Source organism: Variovorax sp. Soil_C_17, from assembly GCF_057657265.1.
Genome location: NZ_JBDGIT010000007.1, coordinates 136,292 through 157,126 on the forward strand (window position 1 = coordinate 136,292; position 20,835 = coordinate 157,126).

Genomic DNA, 20,835 nt, shown 5'->3' on the forward strand with positions numbered 1-20,835 from the left:
GGTGTCCTGGTTCAGAGCCTGACGAATTCCGCGCCGGACGGGATCGCGAAGTCCTGGATCGCGATGCGCCGCTCGATGCGGTAGTGCTCCACCCCGGTCAGCTCGCGCAGGATGTAGGAGTTGCGCCAGCAGCTCATGCCGAGGTCCTGGTTGGTCATGCCGTGGGTGTGCTGGCCGGCGTTCTGCACGAAGACCTCGTTGCCGTTGAAGTCCGCGGCGTAGTTGCGGGCCAGCCGGTAGCGGCCCTTGTCGTCCCAGCGCAGGCGGTGGCGGATGCCCTCGACGAAGGGCGGGATGTTCTCGCGGTAGCCGGTGGCGAAGATCAGGCCTTCGGTGCGGTGCGCATAGCGGGTCTCGCAGTCGAGCTGCCGGAACTCGATCCGGTAGTTGCCCTCGCCGGCGTCGTGGCGGCAGTCCTGCAGCTCGCAGTTGGTGATCAGATGGGTGCGCAGCCGCCCGCGTGCGCGCCGGTCGTCGAGCAGGTCGTAGATCTGGTTGATGAGGCTGGCGTTGACGCCCTTGTAGAGGCTGTCCTGTGTGCGGACGATGCGCTCCTTCTTCTCTTCGTCGAGGTGATAGAAGTAGTCGATGTAGTCGGGCGAGAACATCTCCAGCGTGAGCTTGGTGGTCTCCATCTGGAAGAAGCGCGGCGAGCGCGTGATCCAGGTCAGGCTGTAGTCGTGCGCTTCGGCTTCCTTCAGCAGGTCGTGGTAGACCTCGGCCGCGCTCTGGCCGCTGCCGACGATGGTGATGGAGCGCTTGCGCTGCAGCTGCGCCTTGCTCTCGATGTAGTCGGCGGTGTGCAGGTAGCGGTGCTCGCCCGGCCTGCAGCAGGGCGGGAACAGCGGCTTGGAGCCCACGCCCAGCACCAGCTTGCGCCCGCGCAGCACGAAAGGCTGCCGCTTCGGGCCGCACACGCCCGTCACCACGTAGCAGTTGCGCTCGGCGTCGTGCACCACTTCCTGCACCTCGTGCGCGAAGCGCACGTTGTCGAGCTGCGCCGCGGCCCACCGGCAATAGCGGTTGTACTCGGCGCGCGTCAGGTAGAAGCTCTCGCGAAAGTAGTACGAGTAGATCTTGCCCTCTTCCTTGCAGTAGTTGAGGAAGCTGAAGCGGCTGGTGGGATCGGCCAGGCTCACGAGGTCGGCCAGGAACGGGTTCTGCAGCGTGGTGTTGTCGATCAGCATGCCCGGGTGCCAGCTGAACTCCGTGCTGCGCTCGAGGAAGACTCCGTTCAGGCCGGCAATGGGCTGGGCCAGGCAGGCCAGGCTCAGGTTGAAGGGGCCGAGCCCGATCGCGATGAATTCATGGACGTCTTGCTTCATCGAAGGCCATCTCCTGTTGCCCCTACCACTGGTAGGTGAAGGTTGCAGTCACGTTGCGCGCGTCGCCCCAGTAGCAGTAGGTCTCGTTCATGCACGAGGCGACATAGGACTTGTCGAACAGGTTGTTCACGCTCAGGCGCAGGTTGGAGCCCCTGAGCGATGGGCTCAGGCGTCCGAGGTCGACGCGCAGCATCAGGTCCATCAGCACATGGGACGGCACCTTGAAGCTGTTGGCGTTGTCGCCCCAGCTGGTGCCCACGTAGCGCATGCCGGCGCCCGCCGTGTAGCCCGGCGCGAAGTTCCAGTCGCCCCAGACCGAGGCCATGTGGCGCGGCACCTGGTAGGGCGTCCTGCCGGTGAAGCCGTCCGGCGACTCGAGGTACTTCATGTCGGTGAAGGTGTAGCTCGCCAGCACCGACACCTCGCGCGTCAGCTGCGAGCGCGCCTCCAGCTCCAGCCCGCGCGAACGCACCTTGCCGGCCGCCTCGTAGTAGGTGGCGCCCACCGGGCGCGTGGCGACGTTCTTCTGCTCCAGGTCGTACACGGCCGCCGAGAGCAGCGTCCTGGAGCCGGGGGGCTGGTAACGGATGCCGGCCTCCACCTGCTTCGTCTCTGCCGGCGGCAGGATGTTGCCCTGCCGGTCGTTGCGCAGGCTCGGGTTGAAGCCGTCCGAATAGCCGACATAGGGCGCGACGCCGTTGTCGAACAGGTAGACGGCGCCGACCCGCTTGGTGAACTTCGAGCCGCTCCATTGCGCCGGGCTGCCGCTGCCCATCTGGTTCGAGGCCTTGGCGTGGTCCTCGCGGCCGCCCAGCGTGAAGCGCCAGCGGCCCAGGGCCATCTGGTCCTGCAGGTAGACGCCGGTCTGCTCCAGGTGGCGGTCGATCGGGAAGCTCGTCACGTCGCTCAGGCCGGGGAAGCCGTAGACGGGGGCGAACACGTTGATGGGCAGCGCGCTGCCGGATTCCCAGCTGCCGTCGACATGGCGCTTCTGGTAGTCCAGGCCCGCGACCAGCGTGTGCGCGAGCGCGCCGGTCTGGAAGCGCCCTTCGAGCTGGTTGTCGACGGTGTGGCCGTGCGTCTCTTCGCGGGCGCCGGAGTAGTAGCGCGTCAGGGTGTCGGGGCCGGCCCAGCCGTAGCCGTAGACCTGGCGCAGCGTGGTGTCGGCCGAGACGTAGCGGAAGTTCTGCCGGAACTTCCACTGGTCGTTGAAGGCATGCTCGAACTGGTAGCCGACGAAGCGCTGGGTCCGGTGGTATTTCTCGATGCTCGGGTCGCCATCGAAGAAGTGGCGCGAGATCTTGCGGCCGTTGTGGCCGGCGGTGATGCTGGCGTCGGCCGGCACGCCGCTGTGGTAGCTGCCGTTGGGGTCGTCCTGCAGGTAGGCCTGCAGCAGCAGGCGCGTGTCCTTCGAGGGTTGCAGCAGCAGGGAGGGCGCGATGGCGCGCCGTTCTTCCTTCACATGTTCGAACTGCGAGTCCAGCTTGCGCGCCAGCCCGGTCACGCGAAACGCCGCCACGCCGTTGGCATCGATCGGCCCGGTGAGATCGAACGCCCCCTCGACGCGATGCCGGTTGCCCAGGGTGAGCTGCACTTCGCCCTGCGGCTGGAATTGCGGCGCCAGGCTGGTCAGCGCCACCAGGCCGCCCGGCGAGGCGCGCCCGTAGAGCACCGAGGCGGGCCCGCGCACGATGTCGATGCGCTCCAGGAAATAGGGGTCCACCTGCATCGAGGTGTAGCTGCCCTGGTCGCTCAGCATGCGCAGGCCGTCCAGCAGGGTGCTGTCGACGCTGCTGTCCTTGAAGCCGCGCAGGGCGACGTAGTCGTAGCGGTTGGAGGAGCCCACGAGGCCGGTGAAGGTGCCCGGCGTGTAGTTCAGCGCCTCCCCGATGGCGCGCGGCTTCTGGTCTTCCAGCTGCTGCCGGGTCACCACCGAGATGGACTGCGGCGTCTCGATGATGGGCGTGTCGGTCTTGAAGCCCGAGGCGCTGCGCCGGGCGATGTAGCCGGTCACGCCCGAGGGGCTTTCCTGCTCGGCGCTGACCGTCACTGCCGGCAGCTCCGCGCTGCCGGGCATCGCAGGGGCAGCCCGCACGACCACGGTGTTGCCGTCGATGGCCGCCGCCAGGCCGCTGCCTGCCAGGAGGCGGTCCAGCGCCAGCCGGGGCGTCAGCAGGCCGGAAACGGCCGGCGCCGTGCGGCCCGCGGCCAGCGCGGCCGGCACCATGAGCTCGAGCCGCGTCTGGCGCGCCAGATCGTTGAGGGCCTGCGCCAGCGGCTGCGACGCAATGTGAATCTGCATCGGGGTGGACGCCAGCCCGGGCGTGGTGGCGGCCTGGCCAAATGCGGCGGTGCCGGAACAGGCCAGCGCGAGGGAGAGGGCCAGAGGAGCTGGCGCAAGGCGGAAGCGAGGGCGAGGCATGCGTTCTTGTCAGGGAAGTAAATGAGAATCCTTCCCATGTAGACGCACCGGCTTGGCGAAACCCCAGGTGGGGTCGCATTTTTTCTTTGGGCTACTTGCCCGGGACGATCTCGGTCACGCCGTCATGCGCGCGCAGCCGCACCGGCAGCACCTGCGGCAGGGCGCGGGAGAAGTTGTCGAGCCGGCGTGGATCGAAGGTGCCGCTGACGCGCAGTGCCGCCACGGCCGGATCACGCACCGTGAGGTTGACGGGGCCATAGCGCTCGAACTCCGCCAGCGCCTGCGCCAGCGTGGCGTTGTCGAAGCTGACGCGGCTGTCACGCCAGGGCGCGATGCCCGCAGCGCTCACGGCAGACACGGCACCGAGCCGCCCTTCGGCATCGCTGTCGACCTGCTGGCCGCTGGTGAGCTCCACGGCGGCGCCCTCGCCTGCCGGCGGCCGTCCGGCCGACGCCACACGCACGCGGCCCTCTTCCACCGCGACGCGAACATTCCGGTCGCCCGGAACGCCGGGCGTGTGGCGCACCGAGAAGCGCGTGCCGACCACCGTGATGCGCAGCGGACCGGCCCGGACATCGAAGGGCCGCGCCGGGTCTGCCTGGACCTGGAGCACGGTCTGGCCCTCGGCGAGGCGCAGCTCGCGGCGCTCGCGATGAAAGATCACCTCGGCACGGGTCGCGGTGTCGAGCCGCAGGCGGGTCGCGTCGGGCAATGTCACTTCGAGCTGCTGACCGCGCGCGGTGGCGAAGCTCTGCGTGAACACCGGCTGCCGTTGCCAATGGCTCCAGGCCAGGTAGCCGCTGCCGCACACGAGCAACGCGGCCGCGGCGACGGCTGGCCGCGGCACGAGGACTGCCAGCCCGCGCCACCAGGGACGAGCGCGCGGCGCGGAATGCGTCTCGGCCTTGCCCCTGGCCAGGTTCGCGCGCAGCTGGCGCACGTCGTCGGCCGGCAGTGCATCGAGCGCATGCCAGTCCTTTTCCCATCGTGCGAACGCCGTGCGATGGGCCTCGTCCGCGGCCAGCCAGGCTTGGATTTCCGCTTCTTCGGCGGCAGCGAGGCGCCCGCCCTTCCGGCGCACGAGCCACCCCAGGGCCGCGCTTTCCGACTCTGCGGATGACGCGGCTGGCGGTTCGGCTGGCGGCTGTGTGGTCATGGCGCGGAATTCGGGCTCCCTCATGCAGACGCGCGAGCGGGGCAAAACCCTAGGCTGTGCCATCGAGCGCATTCTTGCAACGCCGGCAGGCCAGCATGGCGGACTGGACGTGCTGCTCCACCATCTTGCGCGAGATGCCCATCCGCTCGGCCACTTCCGCGTGCGGCAGGCCATCGAACTTGTGCAGGATGAAAGCCTCGCGGCAGCGCAGCGGCAGCGCATCGATGGTGGCGAGCATGGCATTCACCGCCTGGCCCGAGGCAGCGGCGGTGTCGGGCTCGAAGGCCGGCGGCGCCGCCAGATCGTCGAGCACCATGGCCTCTTCCCCGGGCTCCGGCTGCAGCGCTTCGCCACGGACCTCGCTGCGGCGGTACTGGTCGATCTGAAGGTTGCGCACGGTGCGGTACAGCAGCGCGCGAGGCTCGAGCACCGGCTGGCCCGAGCGCAGGACCGCCAGGACGCGCGCATAGCTTTCCTGCACGAGATCGGCCGCCGCGTCGCGGCTGCGCGCCGTGCGGGAGCAGAAATTCAGCAGTTCCTGGTAGTAGCGCTCGAGCACTTGAACAATCGCGACAAATGAGATTCATTCTCATTATGGATGATCCGCCTGACCCGCCTGCCTCGTGCGCGCATCCGCGCGTGACGACTACCGCGCCCACCATCCTTCCCCGAAGCGCCCTTGCAGGAACGCCACGAAGCTGGACACCTTTCCCGGCACCAGCTTGGGCGACGGGAAGACCGCGTGGATCTCCTGCTCCGGCAGCGCATGGCCCGGCAGCACTTCCACCACCTTGCCGGCTGCCAGCGAGTCGCTGGCCACGTAGCGCGGCATGAGCGCGATGCCCAGCCCCTCGCGCGCCGCGGCGAGCACGGCCGAGACGTTGTTGGAGCGCAGCCGGCCGGAGACGGGCACCGTCACCGGCTCGCCCTTGGGCGTGTGCATGCGCCAGACATCGTCGCCCACCACGCTGCTGTAGATCAGCGCCACGTGCCCGCTCAAGTCCTGGGCCCGCTTGGGCGTGCCGTGCTTCTTCAGGTAGCCCGGCGCCGCCACCATGACCCACGGGTTCATGCCCAGGAAGCGGGCGCCCAGCGACGAATCGGCCAGCTTGCCCATGCGCACGGCGACATCGATGCCCTGGGCGATGAGGTCCACGTAGCGGTCCTCGAAGCTCAGGTCGACCTGCACCTGCGGGTGGCGCGCCATGTATTCCAGCGCCAGCGGCACCACCACGCGCCGGCCGAAGGCGACCGAAGTGCCGATGCGCAGCAGGCCCTGGGCTTGCGACTCGCGCCGGCGCACCACCTGCTCGGCCTCCTCGGCCTCGTGCACGATGGACTTGCACTTCTCGTAGTAGAGCGAGCCCGATTCGGTCAGGCTCACGCCGCGCGTGTTGCGGTTGAGCAGCCGCACCTTCAGACGCGCCTCGGTGGCCGCGACCTGCTTGGTCACGGTGGGCTGGGTGGTGTTGAACTCCCGCGCGGCCTTGGAGAAGCTGCCGGTCTCCACCACGCGAACGAACATCTCCATGGCAAGCAGTCGATCCATGGCCCGATGGTAGTGCCCCGAGGCCAGTTATTCCGGCATGGAATAGCTTTTATGGCCCCGCGCCGCCTTCTGCCCGAAGCCCCGAATTCCTAAAGTCAGGCATTCCCAAGGAGACTTCACATGGCAAAGATGTCCGCGGCCCAGGCCGCCGTTCTGGTGATGGAAAAAGAAGGCGTCACGCAGGCCTTCGGCGTGCCCGGCGCCGCCATCAATCCGCTCTACTCGGCACTGCGCAAGCAAGGCACCATCGGCCACATCCTGGCGCGCCACGTCGAGGGCGCCTCGCACATGGCCGAGGGCTACACCCGTGCCGTGGCCGGCAACATCGGCGTGTGCATCGGCACCTCGGGGCCGGCCGGCACCGACATGATCACCGGCCTGTACTCGGCCTGGGCGGACTCGATCCCGATCCTCTGCATTACCGGCCAGGCGCCGCGCGCCCGCCTCTACAAGGAGGACTTCCAGGCGGTGGACATCGAGTCCATCTCGAAGCCGGTCACCAAATGGTCGGTCACGGTGCGCGAGCCGGGCCAGGTGCCGCAGGTGTTCCAGCAGGCCTTCCACCTGATGCGTTCGGGCCGCCCGGGGCCGGTGCTGATCGACCTGCCCTTCGACGTGCAGATGGCGCAGATCGAGTTCGACATCGACACCTACCAGCCGCTCACGCCCTACAAGCCGGCCGCCAGCCGCGCGCAGATCGAGAAGGCCATCGCCATGCTGAATGCGGCCGAGCGCCCGCTGATCGTGGCCGGCGGCGGCATCATCAACGCGAACGCCAGCGACCTGCTGGTGCGCTTCGCCGAGGCCACCGGCGTGCCGGTGATCCCGACGCTGATGGGCTGGGGCACGATCCCCGACGACCATCCGCTGATGGCCGGCATGTGCGGCCTGCAGACCAGCCACCGCTACGGCAACGCCACGATGCTGGCCTCCGACTTCGTGCTGGGCATCGGCAACCGCTGGGCCAACCGCCATACCGGCTCGGTCGAGGTCTACACCAAGGGCCGCACCTTCGTGCATGTGGACATCGAGCCCACGCAGATCGGCCGCGTGTTCACGCCCGACTTCGGCATCGTCTCCGATGCCAAGGCCGCGCTCGAGCTCTTCGTCGAAGTGGCCGAGGACATGAAGGCCCAGGGCCGGCTGCCCAGCCGCCGCGACTGGGCGGGCGAGTGCCTCGAGCGCAAGAAGACCATGCTGCGCAAGACCAACTTCGACGACGTGCCGATGAAGCCGCAGCGCGTCTACCAGTGCATGAACCGCAACTTCGAGCGCGAGACCTGCTATGTCAGCACCATCGGGCTGTCGCAGATCGCGGCGGCGCAGTTCCTGCACGTCTACAACCCGCGCAACTGGATCAACTGCGGCCAGGCCGGCCCGCTGGGCTGGACCATCCCCGCGGCCCTGGGCGTGCGTGCCGCCGACCCGTCGCGCAGGATCGTCGCGCTCTCCGGCGACTACGACTTCCAGTTCATGGTCGAGGAACTGGCGGTGGGTGCGCAGTTCAAGCTGCCCTACATCCACATCGTGGTCAACAACTCCTACCTGGGGCTGATCCGCCAGGCGCAGCGCGGCTTCGAGATGGACTACTGCGTGCAGCTGGGCTTCGAGAACATCAATGCCACGGAGCAGAGCGGCGTGGAGCGCGAGTACGGCGTCGACCACGTGAAGGTGGTCGAAGGCCTGGGCTGCAAGGCGATACGCGTCTACAAGCAGGAAGAGATCAAGCCGGCCATCGAGCGTGCCGAGAAGCTGATGGCCGAGTTCAGCGTGCCGGTGGTGATCGAGGTGATGCTCGAGCGCGTGACCAACATCGCGATGGGCACCGAGATCGACGCCATCAACGAGTTCGAGGCACTGGCCGAGAGCCTTGCCGACGCACCCAGCTCCGTCGCCGCGGCGATGCTGGATTGATTCCGAGGAGACCCACGAGATGCCGCGTTTTGCCGCCAACCTGACGATGCTCTTCACGGAGCTGCCTTTCATGCAGCGCTTCGAGGCCGCTGCCAAGGCGGGCTTCAAGGCCGTCGAATACCTCTTCCCCTACGCCTTCGACAAGAAGGAGCTCACTGCCGCGCTGCGCGCCAACGGCCTGCAGCAGGTGCTGCACAACCTGCCCGCGGGCAACTGGGAGACGGGCGAGCGCGGCATCGCCTGCCATCCCGACCGCGTGGGCGAATTCCGCGAGGGCGTGGGCATGGCGATCGACTACGCGACCGCGCTGGGCTGCCCCAAGCTCAACTGCCTGCTCGGCAAGCTGCCTGACGGCGTGAGCGCCGGGGAGGCGCGCAAGGTGGCCGTGGAGAACCTGCGCTTCGCCGCCAGGGAACTGCAGACTGCGGGGATCATGCTGCTGATCGAGCCGATCAACCACTTCGACATTCCCGGCTTCTTCCTGACCCGCACCGACCAGGCGCTGGCCATCATCGACGACGTGGGCTCGACCAACCTGCTGCTGCAGTACGACATCTACCACGCGCAGCGCATGGAAGGCGAGCTGGCCGCCACGATGAGCAAGAACATGGCTCGCATCGGCCACATCCAGCTGGCCGACAACCCGGGCCGCGGCGAGCCGGGCACGGGGGAGATCAACTACCCCTGGCTCTTCAAGCACATCGATGCCGCCGGCTACACCGGCTGGATCGGATGCGAGTACAAGCCGCGCGGCACCACGGCCGACGGCCTCGGATGGCGCAGGGCCCTCACGCAGTAACGACACACACAGACAGACAAGACAAAGGAATTCATCGCATGTCCACCTCTGCATCCCGGAAGATCGGTTTCATCGGCCTCGGCATCATGGGCGCACCCATGGCCGGGCACCTGCTCGACGCCGGCCACACGCTCTTCGTCAACACGCAAGGGCCCGTGCCCGAGCCCTTCAGCTCGCGCGCCACCGTGTGCAACTCGGCCGCCGAGGTGACGAAGCAGGCCGACGTGGTCTTCGTCATGGTGCCCGACACGCCCGATGTGGAGAAGGTGCTGTTCGGCGAGAACGGCGTGGCCTGCGCACTGACCAAAGGGAAGACGGTGGTGGACTGCAGCTCCATCGACCCGATCGCGACCAAGGGCTTCGCCAAGCGCATCGAGGAACTGGGCTGCGGCTACGTCGACGCGCCGGTCTCGGGCGGCGAGGTGGGCGCCAAGGCTGCCAGCCTGACCATCATGTGCGGCGGCGACGAAGGCGTCTTCGGCCGCGTGCGGCCCCTGCTCGAGAAGATGGGCAAGAACGTGACGCTGGTCGGCGCCGCCGGCGATGGGCAGGTGTGCAAGGTGGCCAACCAGATCATCGTGGCGCTGAACATCGCGGCCGTCGGCGAGGCGCTGGTGTTCGCCAGCAAGGCCGGCGCCGATCCGGCCAAGGTGCGGCAGGCGCTGATGGGCGGCTTCGCCTCCTCGCGCATCCTCGAGGTGCATGGGGAACGGATGATCAAGCGCACGTTTGCGCCGGGTTTCCGCATCGCGCTGCATCAGAAGGATCTGAACCTGGCGATGCAGAGTGCGCGCGCGCTGGGCGTGGCGCTGCCGCAGACCGCCGGTGCGGCGCAGCTGATGAATGCCTGCTCGGCGCTGGGGCATGGGCAGGACGATCACTCGGCGTTGGTGCTGGCGCTGGAGGCGTTGGCGCAGCATCCGGTGGCGCGCGCGGAGTGAATTGGCGCGAGGCACACGCGTCATATGCGTCTGCTTCCATGCAGGTAGAGGCGACAATTTGCGACAAAGTTTGACCCGTTTGTAAGTCGCTGTTACACACGGCCCTTCCAAGTACCCCCAGGAAGGAAGCCGCCTTATGCGCGCTGTCAGCAGTTCCAATTCCGATTACTCGTCGTCGTCGTACACGACCACAACGCCGGAGAAGCCGAAGGAACCGGACGAAACAAGGATCGAGATAGAGCAAGCGGAATTCAAAGAGGAGCGCGCCGCATCCAAGGTGCCGCCACTCAAAATCCACGAGACCCAGCAGCAATTCCAAGCTCAGCTCGATAGGCAGCCCCCCATTCGGGTCAATCGGCACCAGCTGAAATCCTTCAGCAAGCTTTGGACGAAGAACTTGGGTCTCGCCGTCCAAGGCATGAAGAAGGACATGCAGCAAGGCATGTCCCCCGACGAGAGGTGGCGCGCGGACCAACTTACCAAATGCGCAGAAGGGATCGTGCGCGACGACGGGCTCGACCTCGAAACGCTGGCGCTGTCGGAGGAGATCGTTTGCGTTGCAATCCGCCTGCAGGAAGCCGCGGCAGACCATCCGGGAAATTCCCCCGAAGCCCAGCAGCAGCGCCGAATCGCGCTGATCGAGTTTCTCTGCAAGGTCTTCAACAACGAATTCGAAAGCGACGCTGGCCGATGGGCGGCCAACCTATTCAATGTTGGCCTGCGCACCTGGGTCGTCGTCACGATAAGCACTTTCGTGCGCGACGCGGTCGCCTTCTCTGTGAGCGGGTTCATTGCATCGGACGGCAAAAACGTCATCCCCTACGCTGCAGGGATTTTGGCGATCATCTTGGGGCCTGCCCTGAACTTGCTCGGCGGTGCGATTTCTGTGCATCGACACGAAGCCAATGTCCCCAGCATCGTTTCGCGCACATTGCTGGCCCTCATGCAACTCGGCGCGGTGCTCGCCTGCTACGCGATGGGCTCGCTGAACGCATTGGCCACGTCGATGTTGTCGTTCGCGCCCTATGCCATCATTCGCGATTGTCTTAATTTCATCGCTCCTCTCAGCGACAACACCACATCGCTTCGACTGGAAGGCTTGCTTGTATCAGGAGTCTTCTATGCCGGACTGCAATGGGGCGGCGGTATAGCGATGGCGGTACTTGCGCCCCGATCGGGCGCTGGCAGCGTCACCCAGTTCAACATTCAGGATTCGCTCGTGCATGCGGCGGTGAATGGAATATTGGAATTCCTGGATGACGTGGTCGTCGCATCCATCATGCGCTATCTGGAAAGAAAGGAATATTTCGCGAGGGCGAAGCTCAACATTGCAGACGAGGCCGCTCACAAGCAATACATCCTCGAACTGACGAATTTTGCGAAAGTACTGCTGGGTGTGAATGCCGAAGGTCGCCGGAGTTTGATCGACGAGAAGAATTCTCAATTGTACCGAAGAGAGATCGAACGGCTGAAGGGCTTGCCTGGCCGACTCGACGCCGTGCATGCGCGATACCTGGAAGATATTGAAGAAGAGTTCAAAAAAAGGCCGACTCTCAAGGCATTCTGGGCACGAGATCCAAGGACCCTCACGGCCGAAGAAATGCAGTCCTTGCGAGAACTCGAATTTCAACTGGGTGTGTACAAGAAAAGTCGAGACCTGGAACGAGTCAGGTTGATTTCAGATAAGTTGGACGAAAAGCACGCAAGAATTCTCCGAGCTCTCGAAAAAGACGTTGGGGTGCAACGGGACAGATGGCTCAAATTGCTCGAAAAGCAAAAAAGCCAGAAACTCAATCACATAGAAATTGAGAATTTGAGGTATCTTCAATACGAATTCGACGACACCATCCAGTTGAAGCCTGCACGCTTGCCTCCGATGTCCTCTCTATGGTCTGACGTGCGCGTACCCGATTTCACTTCTTTCGATAAGAAGATCATGAAAACGTGCCGACAGCTGCACGCGCACCTCCCTCGGGAGATTCGCCAGGCTCTCAAGAAAGAGCTGTACGTGTATGAGTTCGTGAGAGCCTACCTTCCCCTTCCGCTCACGCCGGTTGAGCAAGCGGTTATGGATTCGATCGGGCAGAAAGCGGGTCAGGTCATTCCCACCGAACTCCTGGGCATGTTTTCCCAAGCGAGTGAACAGCAAAGGTCAAGAGACAGCGCGCCTCTGTGCTTCAAAGTCGGCGTTCTCTCAATAGCCACAAGCGCAGCCAACAATTTCTTCCAACAATTCGGCAGAAAGATGTTGGTCACCGATGCCGCACGTCTGATGGTCTTCGGGTTTATTTTGGCCGGATTGATCCTGATAAGTTCGCTGCTCGAAGGCATGGACCCCTTCACTCAGACCGTGCTCGTGAACATGATCGTCGCCATGCTGGTCATGATGGTCTACCCGATGCTGTACATGATGCACAACGAAGGCCTGTCGCGGTCGCGGCCGGTCCAAGGGCCTGGAGCCCGGGGCACCCTTCCACCTCTTCAAGAAGACGCCCCTGAAGCGATTGAAGACGTCAACACGCCGAGGGGCCCAAACATCTGGTCCGCGCAGCACATCCGCTACGACCTCAGCGGATCAAGCGTCTCCGAGTTAGGGGTCCAAGCCATCTATCAGGCCCTTAGCGGGTCAAGCATATCCAGTGAAGATGATCAAGACAGCGACGACTCGGTCATCAGGATGTCCCCGCTCCCGGGGCCGGACGACTGGTCCGAATGACTCGACTCGCGACTCCGCGAACTGCTCGGCAATGCCGATGCGGATCTAAGCCTCAGGCGGCAGCACGATCCGCCGGCGCTTCTTGATCACGACCGGCACCGCCGACGCCGGCGCGCGGCGCAAATTCACGATCGGCTCGCCGGGCCGCGTCCCCGTCGCCGCGCGCAGGGCGAACTCCACGCGGCTCTTGTTGATGACCTCGATCACATCGCCGTTGACCTGGGCATAGCTGCCGTCCGCCAGCCTCGCGAGCGCGCCGATCTGCATGCCCCGCTGGACGGTCCCCAGCATGTGCATGCCCTCTCTTTCCTGGGCGAAGGCGGTCCAACGTTCACCGAGGACGATACGACAGGGTTCCTGGCTCATCGGAAGTCGGGCGACGCCTTCGCCTGAAAGGCGAGGCGGGATCTCGGTAAGAACATACCTCCATTATCCCGGCAGAGGCCCCCGGTTCCGTGACAAGCTTGCCGCACGGCAGCGACAGTTCCGCCATACCGAAGCGACCTCCCAGCTACAACTGCAGCATCGCGGAGTGAAGCACGGCGATCACGTCCGTCGGGCTCATGCCGGCGAACAGCCCCTGTGGCGGCGCAGGTTTGGAATAGCGCATTTTCAACATTGAACGGATGCTCCTTCTCATCGTTGCATCGTTGGCCCCGTCTGTTCGCACGATCAGGCGCCAGCTCGTCAGGCAGTCCTGCCGCAACGGCTCCAGCGCGGGCGGCCAGGTGGCAGGAAGCAGGTGTGGAAACTCGATTGCGAACTCCCAAGGAGGGCTGTGAAGGGTGAATAGAAACAGCAAAGCCATCAACTGTGAAGCGGGCGGGTTTCTTTCCTTCCATTCGCGGGATGCCACCAGCAGAAGGCGACTTTGCTCAAGTCCCCAGGTCTTGACGTATTTCACCATCTGCACGAAAGACTTCTTCGTCTGCAACACGAGCATGACATTCGGAGGGCCTGGAGGCACCGCCTCTATCGAGCTTTCGGCATTGCGCTGGACTTGCCGCCTGTTCTGCGACGCGACGAACTGCGAACGAATCTTGTCCAGATCGAAGACCCGGACCTGCGGCGGATACTGCGTCGTGAAGCGATGCAAGTCGGCCAGATCCGCCGGCGACAACCCGCCGGCAAATGGACGAGACCGCTTCGCAGGCGGAAGCTCGACCTCGCCCTGCGCACGGGGGTCGGCGTGGGGCTCGTATGTGTCGAGGTCCTCGGGCTCGTATGCGTTGATGTCCCCGGACCCATAAGAATGGGGATCGCACTCTTCGGGGGAAGGGGGCGCCGAGTCCGGTCGAATGAGTGGCTCGCACTGTGCCTGTGGCTGCAGCGGATGGCCGGTCGGGGCCAGGCCCGTTGGGAATCCAGGGTCCTGACTCACCAGTTCCTGAATACTGGGCAGATTGGGAATAGCGACCGGATAGGCATGCGCATGGACAGAGGGGGGCCCGTCCCAACCCAAGTGCACGGCCTCGTTTCTCTGGCGTTGAGTACCGACGGTCGGCAAGGCCGGGTCTTGGGTGCTGCTCGTCAAACGCATGGCGCCCCCATCAATCAAGAAGAACGCCATCATCCTGCGTCACCCGCAGCATGCGTTGCCACAGGCGATGCCGCTGCGCATGGGCATTCAGCTCGTGGCCGAACGTGACTTGATCGAGCGCCGCACGCGGCCAGATCTCGGACAGGAAGACCTCGCGCGTACCCGGATTCACGATGAGCGCGCACACGGCTTGCGCGTGCGCATGATGGGGCAGCACATGCGCCCACGCGTCGGTGCGCTCGGCCAGCCAGGCGACTTCCTGCATCAATCCCGGGACGCTGTAGAGCGTGATCTCCTCGCGGCTTTCATCTTCCTGAAGATGGATCAGGACATCCGTGCCGACGAGCAGCGTGCGGACGGTGCGGGCCGGCTGGCCCGCGCGAGCCCCAGGATCGGGGCCCAGCAAGGATTCGATAGCGGACATGAAGGGGTGCAACGACTCCGCAAGGCGGCCGTCGTCCTCTGGGTTGTTGTTTGTCAGTAACCCTTGCCGACTCGCAGTTCCGCCTCGCCACTCAGGGATTGCCCGCACTCCTGCAAGGCCCGGCATCAACGGTAGCGCGCCACCGCTGCGTCGCGGCTGCTTGCCGTCGTGCTGCGCCGGAAGAAGGCGGCCCAGTCGCTGCGCTCGCGCCGCGCGTGGAAGTCGTGCAGATCGTCGACCCGCGTGACCAGGCGCAGCGCGTCCTCGCTGGGCAGCGCTTTCGAGCTGTAGAGAAAGCGCAGTTGGCATTCGCCCATGGCCATCGCATCCCCGTTCTTCAGCGGATGCTCCCAGATGCGCTCGCCGTTGACGAAGGTGCCGTTGAAGCTCTCCAGGTCGTTCAGCACGAAGCGGTCGCCCGTCCATTGGATGGTGGCATGGCGCCGGCTCACGCCCAGGCTGTCGATCTGCACGTCGCACTCGAGGTCGCGGCCGATGAGGGTGATGGCGCCCTGGATATTGACTTGCCTGACGCTGCCGTGCCGGGCGAGGATGATGAGTCTGGACATGTTGCGTGCTCGCGGTTTGATTGGCTCTGAGTGCTTTTCGGCTCAGTTCCGCCATTCCTGAAGGGCGCGCAGCAAACAGGCGTACTAAATATTCCGCGCTTCTCGCCGCCTCGCGCATCGCGCTCGATCGCTCAAGCATTCGCGCCGAGCCAGACCTCGTAGTGCTGCGCCTGCTGCTCCGGCCAAGCCTTTCCCTCGGCCCCAAGCCACGACGGCTTCGACTACTAGCGATAGCGATAGCGATCTCTCAACTGCAAGAAAACCTCGTCTCTTTTCGGCGTGATCTGGCTTCGGCGCACCATGTTCCAATTTTCCAAGCAGGGCAGCCGCCACTGCTCCATCGCAGGTGGCCATGCATCAGGAAGAAGGTCCAGAAACTCATCCGGGTCGGGAGGCCAGCGGAGGGAGATCAAAAACAGCAGAGCTAGCACTTGCGATGCTTCCGGGTTGGTGGTCTGGCACTTCCGCGCTTCTGTCAACAGGCTCTGACAAGAATTCGTGCTTAGGCATTTGACGTACTCAACGCCGTCGCTCAGGTCGTCGAAGCTTTGCAGGCGGGCCACCGTTTTCTTGCGCGAATCCAGTTTCAGCTCTTTCAATGCTTTCACGATTTCATCCTGACTGAAACTGATCAAGTTTCCGCGGCGTCGTGGCTGGGACTCTGGCGGCATGGCCAGATCGGGAGCTGATGCTTCGGCGTTAGGTTTCCGCGGTTTTTGCGATGCAAGCAGCTTCAGCCGGATCTCTTCCGTTTCAAAGACCCGAACCTGTGGCGGTTGCGGTTGCGGTTGCGGCCATGGGAACCCCCCGCGAGATGTCTCCACCGACCGGAGCGATTTCATCGTGGCGCAGTGCAAGCCGGTCATTTCAGTGGGGGACATGTTCCCGGCGAACGGATAGGACCGTTGGAAAGGTGCCGGGCTCAAGTCATAGGTATCCGGCCCCGACGCCCATCTTCCCAAGAATGACTGAAAGCTTCGCTCGGGCTCGAGTTCAAACGTTTCGAAGTCTCTGCGCTCGTATGAAACGACCTCGTTCTCTTCTTCGGGATCGAGATCGGAATCCGGGGGAATAAGCGGGGCGGGCTGGTAGGCGACATGCAGTTGCTTTGGATTCGAAGCGATCCAGGGACGCGAAGGCACGTTGCTGCATGACAGGACGGGCAGGAACCTGGGGAAGTGCTGACCCACCGACACGACCTCCTGGACGTTGGGCAGAGGGACTGGGTGGAGATGGGTAGAAGTTGTTCCATCGCCGCAGTGATGAATCTGCACCTCGCCAGGTCGAGGGATCTGAGTGCCGTCCGGATTGGAGATCAACAGTGGGTACTGATGAACGCGGCTGTTGCTGTTCATATATCGAGTCCTCGGTCCGTCAAGAAGAAGCACAGACCTTGGGTCATGCTGCGGCACCTGCGAGGCGGCAGTCAGCTCTGAGCTTGTTGTTCCCATAGGTAACGCGTGCCGCCTCGCGGTTCCATCCCCGACAACGAGAGCTGCCCGCGCTCGCAGGGCCCCGCCTCGCGCATGGCGCTCAGTCGCTCAAACATTCGCGCTGGGCCAGGCCTCGTAGCGCTGCGCCTGCTGCTTCGGCCGCGCCTTCTCCTCGGCCTTGGCGGCCAGGCGCATCTCGGTCATCCAGGCCACCACGATCTGCACGTAGGCTTGGCGCCAGGCCTTCTTGGACATTGCATGGTCGACGCCCTCCATCACGCGGTGGCTCAAGGAGCGCGCGAACTTGAAGGCGGCCAGGTAGTTCTCGATCACCGGGTGCGGCACGATGACATCGTTTTCCGATTCGACGATCAGCACGTCGCCGAAGAAGTCCTCGCAGGCGGCCAGCGCCCGGTTCTTCTCGGGCTCGATGGCGGTCTGGCGGTACAGCGCGAGGTCATCGCCGTTGAGCCGGCGCTTGGGGCTTTCCCAGTTCTCGTCGCGGTAGATGGCGGGCACGCGCAGGCCCAGCCATCGCACCGGACGCAGCGAGGTCAGCACCGCCGCGAGGTAGCCGCCGTAGCTGCTGCCGATGACGGCGACGGCAGCGGGGTCCACCGCCGGATGGCCCACCAGCGTGTCGTAGGCGGCCAGCACGTCGCGCAGGTTGTCCTCGCGCGTGACGGCCTCGCGCTGCGCCACATGGCGGGCATGGCCGCGCAGGTCGAAGGTCAGGCAGATGCAGCCCAGGGCGGCGAGCTCGTGGGCCAGCGCGATGTCCTGCTGCTGGCTGCCGTCCCAGCCATGCACCAGCAACACGCCGGGCACCATGGTCGAGGCTGCGACCAGCGTGCCGGCGATGTGCACGCCGTCGACGGGGATGTCGATGAGGGCATGTCGGGTGGGCATCAGGGCTCGACCACGGTGTACTTCGTGATCGGGCCGATGCTGGCATCCACGCCGCTGAAGTACACGCACGCATTGGGCGGCGGCACCACGCCGTCGCCGTAAACCTCGAAGCAGGAGGCGTTGACTGCCTGACGCTCGGGCTGCTCCTCGAAGACTTCGAGCGCCGCAATCTCGGCGCCGCTCGCGCCGCCCACGCGCCACGACTGCTCCAGCACGCCGGAGCACCAGCGCCCGGCGCTGCTGACGCCCTGCGCCACGTCGTAGTTGATGCGCGAGGCGAAGAAGCCCGGGAACGAGGCGACGACCGCACGATGCAGGCTGCGCGCCTGCTCCACCGCCAGGCGAATCTCCTCGGGGAAGCTCAGCGCGAGCAGCGCATCGAAACCGCCGCGCGCCACGGTGAGGTCCGAGCCTCCATAGACCTTGTGGCCCTGGTTGTCGGTGGTCAGGCGCTGCCAGCCGTAATAGCTGGCGACGGCCTGGCCCACGTGCACCTGGCCCACGCTGTAGGTCACGGGCTGCTCGAGGTTCTCCTCCAGCACCAGTCCGTGCTCGGCGATCTCCGCCGCGTCCATGGCCGCGAGGCGTTCCTCCAGCGCTTGCCGGTCGCGCACCACTTGCTGGCCGCGACCGCCGGTGGCCCGCACCGGCTTGACGCGCACTGCGCCCTGCTCCAGCAGGCGCAGGCCGGCGCGCCTCGCATCTTCGGCGGCGAAGACCGAGAAGCCCTGCAGCACCGCATGGGCGACCTGGCCGGCGAAGCCGTGGCTCCATCCCACGGGCGCTGCGGCGGCCGGATCGACCAGCGGATGCACCAGCGCCTTGGTCAGCACGAAGGGATGGGGCACCACCCCGCCGAACAGCGCGTGATGGCTCGCGATGCCGAGCGCGCTGGGCAGCGCGTCGCCGACCAGCGTGTCGCTGGGCACGAAGTACACCGGCGCGACGTAGCTGCGCGCGCGGTCGTACTCGCCCTCGAAACGCGACTTCTTGAGCCGGGCCAGCCGCCAGGCGAGCTGAGTGCGGGTCGCGCGCTCGTGCTCGCTGGCGTAGGCATGGTGGTCCGCCGTCAGCGCGACCACGGTTCCGTGGAGGCCGGGCTCGGCGAGCACGGCTCCGTCACCGGCGAGCGTCTGGGCTCCACCGGGCAGCGCGCTGAAGATGGATGTGTCCATGGCCGATATGCTGGGTGATCGCGCAGGGTAAATCAAACTTTGGGGCCCTGCTGGCGGCGTTTTCCTACATGCCGAGTGGGCGCCGGTACGGTGAAAGGGCTCTCCGCCGGGCGCTACATGAACACTTGTCCGTTCACCCCCAAGGAGAGTCCGCATGTCGAATTCGCAGAACGACCGGAAAGGCCAGACCGAGCACAACAAGGCCGGTCACCAGCCCGCCACCCAGCGCAACGAACCGAAGCGCACGCCGGAGAGCCGCAGCGACCGCGAAACCCAGGTCGGCGCCGGCAACCAGTCGCAAGCGCGCCGGGGGCCGGCGTCCGGCGGCCACTGAAGACCTCAGAGCAGGTCCTTCAGCTTCGCCCGCAGCCGGCTGATGGCCTGGCTGTGCAGCTGGCACACGCGCGACTGGCTGACCTCCAGGATCGCGCCGATCTCGCGCAGGTTGAGCTCCTCCTCGTAGTAGAGATTGAGCAGCAGCCGGTCGCGCTCCGGCAACTCGCCGATGGCATCCACGAGCTGGTGGCGGAAGCCGCTCTCCAGCAGTTGCGCAAGCGGGTCCTCGTCGCCGCCGCGTTCGCCGCGTGCCTCGCTGGCATGGCGGTCCAGGAAGGGGTTGTCGCCCTCGCCGTCCGCCGAGAAGTCCTCGACGTAAAGCAACTGGCAGCCCTGGATCTCCTGCAGCAGGCCCTGGAAAGCCTCCAGCGTCATCTTCAGTTCCTTGGCGATCTCGCCCTCCGTGGGCGCGCGGCCCAGACGATGCTCCAGCGTCTGGATCGCGCCCTCGACCTTGCGCGCCGACTGGCGCAGCCCGCGCGAGCCCCAGTCGTTGGCGCGCAGCTCGTCGAGCATGGCGCCGCGGATGCGCTGGCTGGCAAAGGTCTCGAACTGCGCGCCGCGGTTGTCCTTGTAGCGTGTCGACGCGTCCAGCAGGCCGATCATCCCGGCCTGGATCAGGTCGTCGAGCTCCACGCTGGCGGGCAGCCTGGCCAGCATCTGCAGCGCCATGCGGCGAACCATCGGCTGGTGCTGCTTCAGCAGATGGGACTTTTCAATGGTTCCCTGTGCGGTGTACACGGTCGTCCTTTTTCCTTCTCCAAGTGCTCTCAACAGGCTTCGGCGGTGTTCGTGCCCTGCGTCGCGGGCGCGGCTTGCGGCGCCAGGCTCGCGCCCGGACGCCAGGGCCACTGGCCCATTTCGTCGGCGATGCGGCGGCAGTCCGCCGCCGCGGGGCTGGCCGGATAGGCCTCCACCAAGGTGCGGCGCAGGCGCCCGGCGTCGGCCATGTGGGGCTCCGCCCGCACCCAGCCGGCGGGCTGCAGCGAGACCGCGAGGTAGCGGCTGCCGGCCTGCGCCAGGTTGTGCGCGACCTGCTGCGCCGCTCCGGGCTCGGCCACGCCGTTGACCAGGAAGCGCAGCTGCCGCAGCGCATGTGCGTAGTGCAAGCGCTTGATGCCTGCGTACGTGGCGGTGATCGAGGCCGCGTGCGGCTGCATCACCAGCACCAGTTCGTCGGCCGATTGCGCCAGGGCGGAGAGCCGGCCCTCGCCATCGAGCGCGGCATCGATCAGGATCACGTCGCCTTCCCACAGCGCGCGCGGGTCGGGGCTGCCGGCCGGCGTGCGCGGCACGGCCGGCAGCACCTGCACGCCGCAGGGCGTGCGCGCGGCGGCGCCGGGCAGGGTGAGCCGGCGCTTGGCCACGTCCTCCAGCGTGCCCATCGGATCGATGGCCCAGGCGGCCGATGCCGTGCCGGCGCCGGTGCCGTGCTCGTCCAGCAGCAGCACTTCCCTGCCCTGGTACGCCAGGGCAGCACTCAGGTTCGTCACCGCGGTGGTGACGCCCAGCCCACGCCCCATGCTCGCGAAAGCCAGCACGCGCGTGCGCGTCTGCGCCAGCAGGCGCCGCAGGCCGTCGGCCTGATCTGCTACCAGTTTGCTCACCGCGCGAGCTCCGCGCAGCG

General features: G+C 65.8%; 19 protein-coding genes. 5 read left to right on the forward strand and 14 right to left on the reverse strand.

The window, feature by feature from the left end; all coding sequences use genetic code 11:
• Window positions 1-11: 11 nt before the first annotated feature.
• The 5 genes from AC3A6Y_RS27000 to AC3A6Y_RS27020 form a co-directional block, all read right to left on the reverse strand.
• A complete protein-coding gene (locus tag AC3A6Y_RS27000; RefSeq protein ID WP_487871320.1) occupies window positions 12-1,325 on the reverse strand; it encodes a lysine N(6)-hydroxylase/L-ornithine N(5)-oxygenase family protein in 1,314 nt (437 codons plus the stop codon).
• A 22-nt stretch (window positions 1,326-1,347) separates the two neighbouring features.
• Entirely contained in the window at window positions 1,348-3,747 is a 2,400-nt protein-coding gene (locus AC3A6Y_RS27005) for a TonB-dependent siderophore receptor (protein ID WP_487871321.1), read from the reverse strand.
• Between the two features lie 91 nt (window positions 3,748-3,838).
• Complete coding sequence (locus tag AC3A6Y_RS27010; protein WP_487871322.1) at window positions 3,839-4,903, reverse strand: FecR family protein; 1,065 nt, start codon at window positions 4,901-4,903, stop codon at window positions 3,839-3,841.
• Window positions 4,904-4,952: 49 nt separating this feature from the next.
• Complete coding sequence (locus AC3A6Y_RS27015; protein ID WP_487871323.1) at window positions 4,953-5,462, reverse strand: sigma-70 family RNA polymerase sigma factor; 510 nt, start codon at window positions 5,460-5,462, stop codon at window positions 4,953-4,955.
• An 87-nt stretch (window positions 5,463-5,549) separates the two neighbouring features.
• A complete protein-coding gene (locus AC3A6Y_RS27020; RefSeq protein ID WP_487871324.1) occupies window positions 5,550-6,452 on the reverse strand; it encodes a LysR family transcriptional regulator in 903 nt (300 codons plus the stop codon).
• Window positions 6,453-6,572: 120 nt separating this feature from the next.
• On the opposite strand from AC3A6Y_RS27020, the gene gcl reads away from it, so the two are divergent.
• The 4 genes from gcl (at window position 6,573) to AC3A6Y_RS27040 (ending at window position 12,822) form a co-directional block, all read left to right on the forward strand.
• Window positions 6,573-8,366, forward strand: coding sequence for a glyoxylate carboligase (gene gcl / locus AC3A6Y_RS27025; RefSeq protein WP_487871325.1), 1,794 nt, complete (start codon window positions 6,573-6,575; stop codon window positions 8,364-8,366).
• 19 nt (window positions 8,367-8,385) lie between these two features.
• A complete protein-coding gene (gene hyi, locus AC3A6Y_RS27030; protein WP_487871326.1) occupies window positions 8,386-9,165 on the forward strand; it encodes a hydroxypyruvate isomerase in 780 nt (259 codons plus the stop codon).
• A 38-nt stretch (window positions 9,166-9,203) separates the two neighbouring features.
• On the forward strand, window positions 9,204-10,106 hold the full coding sequence (locus tag AC3A6Y_RS27035) for a 2-hydroxy-3-oxopropionate reductase (protein WP_487871327.1): 903 nt from the start codon (window positions 9,204-9,206) through the stop codon (window positions 10,104-10,106).
• 136 nt (window positions 10,107-10,242) lie between these two features.
• Window positions 10,243-12,822 (forward strand): hypothetical protein, encoded by a 2,580-nt coding sequence (locus AC3A6Y_RS27040; protein WP_487871328.1) that lies wholly within the window; start codon window positions 10,243-10,245, stop codon window positions 12,820-12,822.
• 45 nt (window positions 12,823-12,867) lie between these two features.
• Here AC3A6Y_RS27040 and AC3A6Y_RS27045 read toward each other — a convergent pair whose 3' ends face one another.
• The 7 genes from AC3A6Y_RS27045 to AC3A6Y_RS27075 form a co-directional block, all read right to left on the reverse strand.
• Window positions 12,868-13,188 (reverse strand): hypothetical protein, encoded by a 321-nt coding sequence (locus AC3A6Y_RS27045; protein WP_487871329.1) that lies wholly within the window; start codon window positions 13,186-13,188, stop codon window positions 12,868-12,870.
• Between the two features lie 145 nt (window positions 13,189-13,333).
• Window positions 13,334-14,395, reverse strand: coding sequence for a hypothetical protein (locus AC3A6Y_RS27050; RefSeq protein WP_487871330.1), 1,062 nt, complete (start codon window positions 14,393-14,395; stop codon window positions 13,334-13,336).
• On the reverse strand, window positions 14,373-14,768 hold the full coding sequence (locus AC3A6Y_RS27055; protein WP_487871331.1) for a hypothetical protein: 396 nt from the start codon (window positions 14,766-14,768) through the stop codon (window positions 14,373-14,375). Before AC3A6Y_RS27055 ends, AC3A6Y_RS27050 begins: the two co-directional genes overlap by 23 nt.
• 143 nt (window positions 14,769-14,911) lie before the next feature.
• Window positions 14,912-15,355, reverse strand: a complete 444-nt coding sequence (locus tag AC3A6Y_RS27060) for an FHA domain-containing protein (RefSeq protein ID WP_487871332.1) — start codon at window positions 15,353-15,355, stop codon at window positions 14,912-14,914.
• A gap of 224 nt (window positions 15,356-15,579) precedes the next feature.
• A complete protein-coding gene (locus AC3A6Y_RS27065; protein ID WP_487871333.1) occupies window positions 15,580-16,710 on the reverse strand; it encodes a hypothetical protein in 1,131 nt (376 codons plus the stop codon).
• 186 nt (window positions 16,711-16,896) lie between these two features.
• Window positions 16,897-17,697 (reverse strand): alpha/beta hydrolase family protein, encoded by an 801-nt coding sequence (locus AC3A6Y_RS27070; protein WP_487871334.1) that lies wholly within the window; start codon window positions 17,695-17,697, stop codon window positions 16,897-16,899.
• A complete protein-coding gene (locus AC3A6Y_RS27075) occupies window positions 17,697-18,872 on the reverse strand; it encodes a DUF3182 family protein (RefSeq protein WP_487871335.1) in 1,176 nt (391 codons plus the stop codon). The genes AC3A6Y_RS27070 and AC3A6Y_RS27075 overlap by 1 nt, the downstream gene beginning before the upstream one ends.
• A gap of 154 nt (window positions 18,873-19,026) precedes the next feature.
• Between AC3A6Y_RS27075 and AC3A6Y_RS27080 the strand changes: the two genes are divergently transcribed.
• Window positions 19,027-19,206 carry a hypothetical protein gene (locus AC3A6Y_RS27080; RefSeq protein WP_487871336.1) on the forward strand — a complete coding sequence of 60 codons (180 nt, stop codon included), beginning with the start codon at window positions 19,027-19,029 and terminating at the stop codon, window positions 19,204-19,206.
• Window positions 19,207-19,211: 5 nt separating this feature from the next.
• Here the strand turns inward: AC3A6Y_RS27080 and AC3A6Y_RS27085 are convergent, their stop codons facing one another.
• Together AC3A6Y_RS27085 and AC3A6Y_RS27090 are read right to left on the reverse strand one after the other, a co-directional pair.
• Entirely contained in the window at window positions 19,212-19,949 is a 738-nt protein-coding gene (locus AC3A6Y_RS27085) for an RNA polymerase sigma factor FliA (protein ID WP_487871337.1), read from the reverse strand.
• 29 nt (window positions 19,950-19,978) lie between these two features.
• On the reverse strand, window positions 19,979-20,815 hold the full coding sequence (locus AC3A6Y_RS27090; RefSeq protein ID WP_487871338.1) for a MinD/ParA family ATP-binding protein: 837 nt from the start codon (window positions 20,813-20,815) through the stop codon (window positions 19,979-19,981).
• Between the last annotated feature and the right edge of the window lie 20 nt (window positions 20,816-20,835).

Bases quoted from the DNA above. Each gene is read 5' to 3' on its own strand.
- AC3A6Y_RS27000 (WP_487871320.1), bottom strand. From the start codon at position 1,325: ATGAAGCAAGACGTCCATGAATTCATCGCGATCGGGCTCGGCCCCTTC.
- AC3A6Y_RS27005 (WP_487871321.1), bottom strand. From the start codon at position 3,747: ATGCCTCGCCCTCGCTTCCGCCTTGCGCCAGCTCCTCTGGCCCTCTCC.
- AC3A6Y_RS27010 (WP_487871322.1), bottom strand. From the start codon at position 4,903: ATGACCACACAGCCGCCAGCCGAACCGCCAGCCGCGTCATCCGCAGAG.
- AC3A6Y_RS27020 (WP_487871324.1), bottom strand. From the start codon at position 6,452: ATGGATCGACTGCTTGCCATGGAGATGTTCGTTCGCGTGGTGGAGACC.
- gcl (WP_487871325.1), top strand. From the start codon at position 6,573: ATGGCAAAGATGTCCGCGGCCCAGGCCGCCGTTCTGGTGATGGAAAAA.
- hyi (WP_487871326.1), top strand. From the start codon at position 8,386: ATGCCGCGTTTTGCCGCCAACCTGACGATGCTCTTCACGGAGCTGCCT.
- AC3A6Y_RS27035 (WP_487871327.1), top strand. From the start codon at position 9,204: ATGTCCACCTCTGCATCCCGGAAGATCGGTTTCATCGGCCTCGGCATC.
- AC3A6Y_RS27040 (WP_487871328.1), top strand. From the start codon at position 10,243: ATGCGCGCTGTCAGCAGTTCCAATTCCGATTACTCGTCGTCGTCGTAC.
- AC3A6Y_RS27045 (WP_487871329.1), bottom strand. From the start codon at position 13,188: ATGAGCCAGGAACCCTGTCGTATCGTCCTCGGTGAACGTTGGACCGCC.
- AC3A6Y_RS27050 (WP_487871330.1), bottom strand. From the start codon at position 14,395: ATGATGGCGTTCTTCTTGATTGATGGGGGCGCCATGCGTTTGACGAGC.
- AC3A6Y_RS27060 (WP_487871332.1), bottom strand. From the start codon at position 15,355: ATGTCCAGACTCATCATCCTCGCCCGGCACGGCAGCGTCAGGCAAGTC.
- AC3A6Y_RS27065 (WP_487871333.1), bottom strand. From the start codon at position 16,710: ATGAACAGCAACAGCCGCGTTCATCAGTACCCACTGTTGATCTCCAAT.
- AC3A6Y_RS27070 (WP_487871334.1), bottom strand. From the start codon at position 17,697: ATGCCCACCCGACATGCCCTCATCGACATCCCCGTCGACGGCGTGCAC.
- AC3A6Y_RS27075 (WP_487871335.1), bottom strand. From the start codon at position 18,872: ATGGACACATCCATCTTCAGCGCGCTGCCCGGTGGAGCCCAGACGCTC.
- AC3A6Y_RS27080 (WP_487871336.1), top strand. From the start codon at position 19,027: ATGTCGAATTCGCAGAACGACCGGAAAGGCCAGACCGAGCACAACAAG.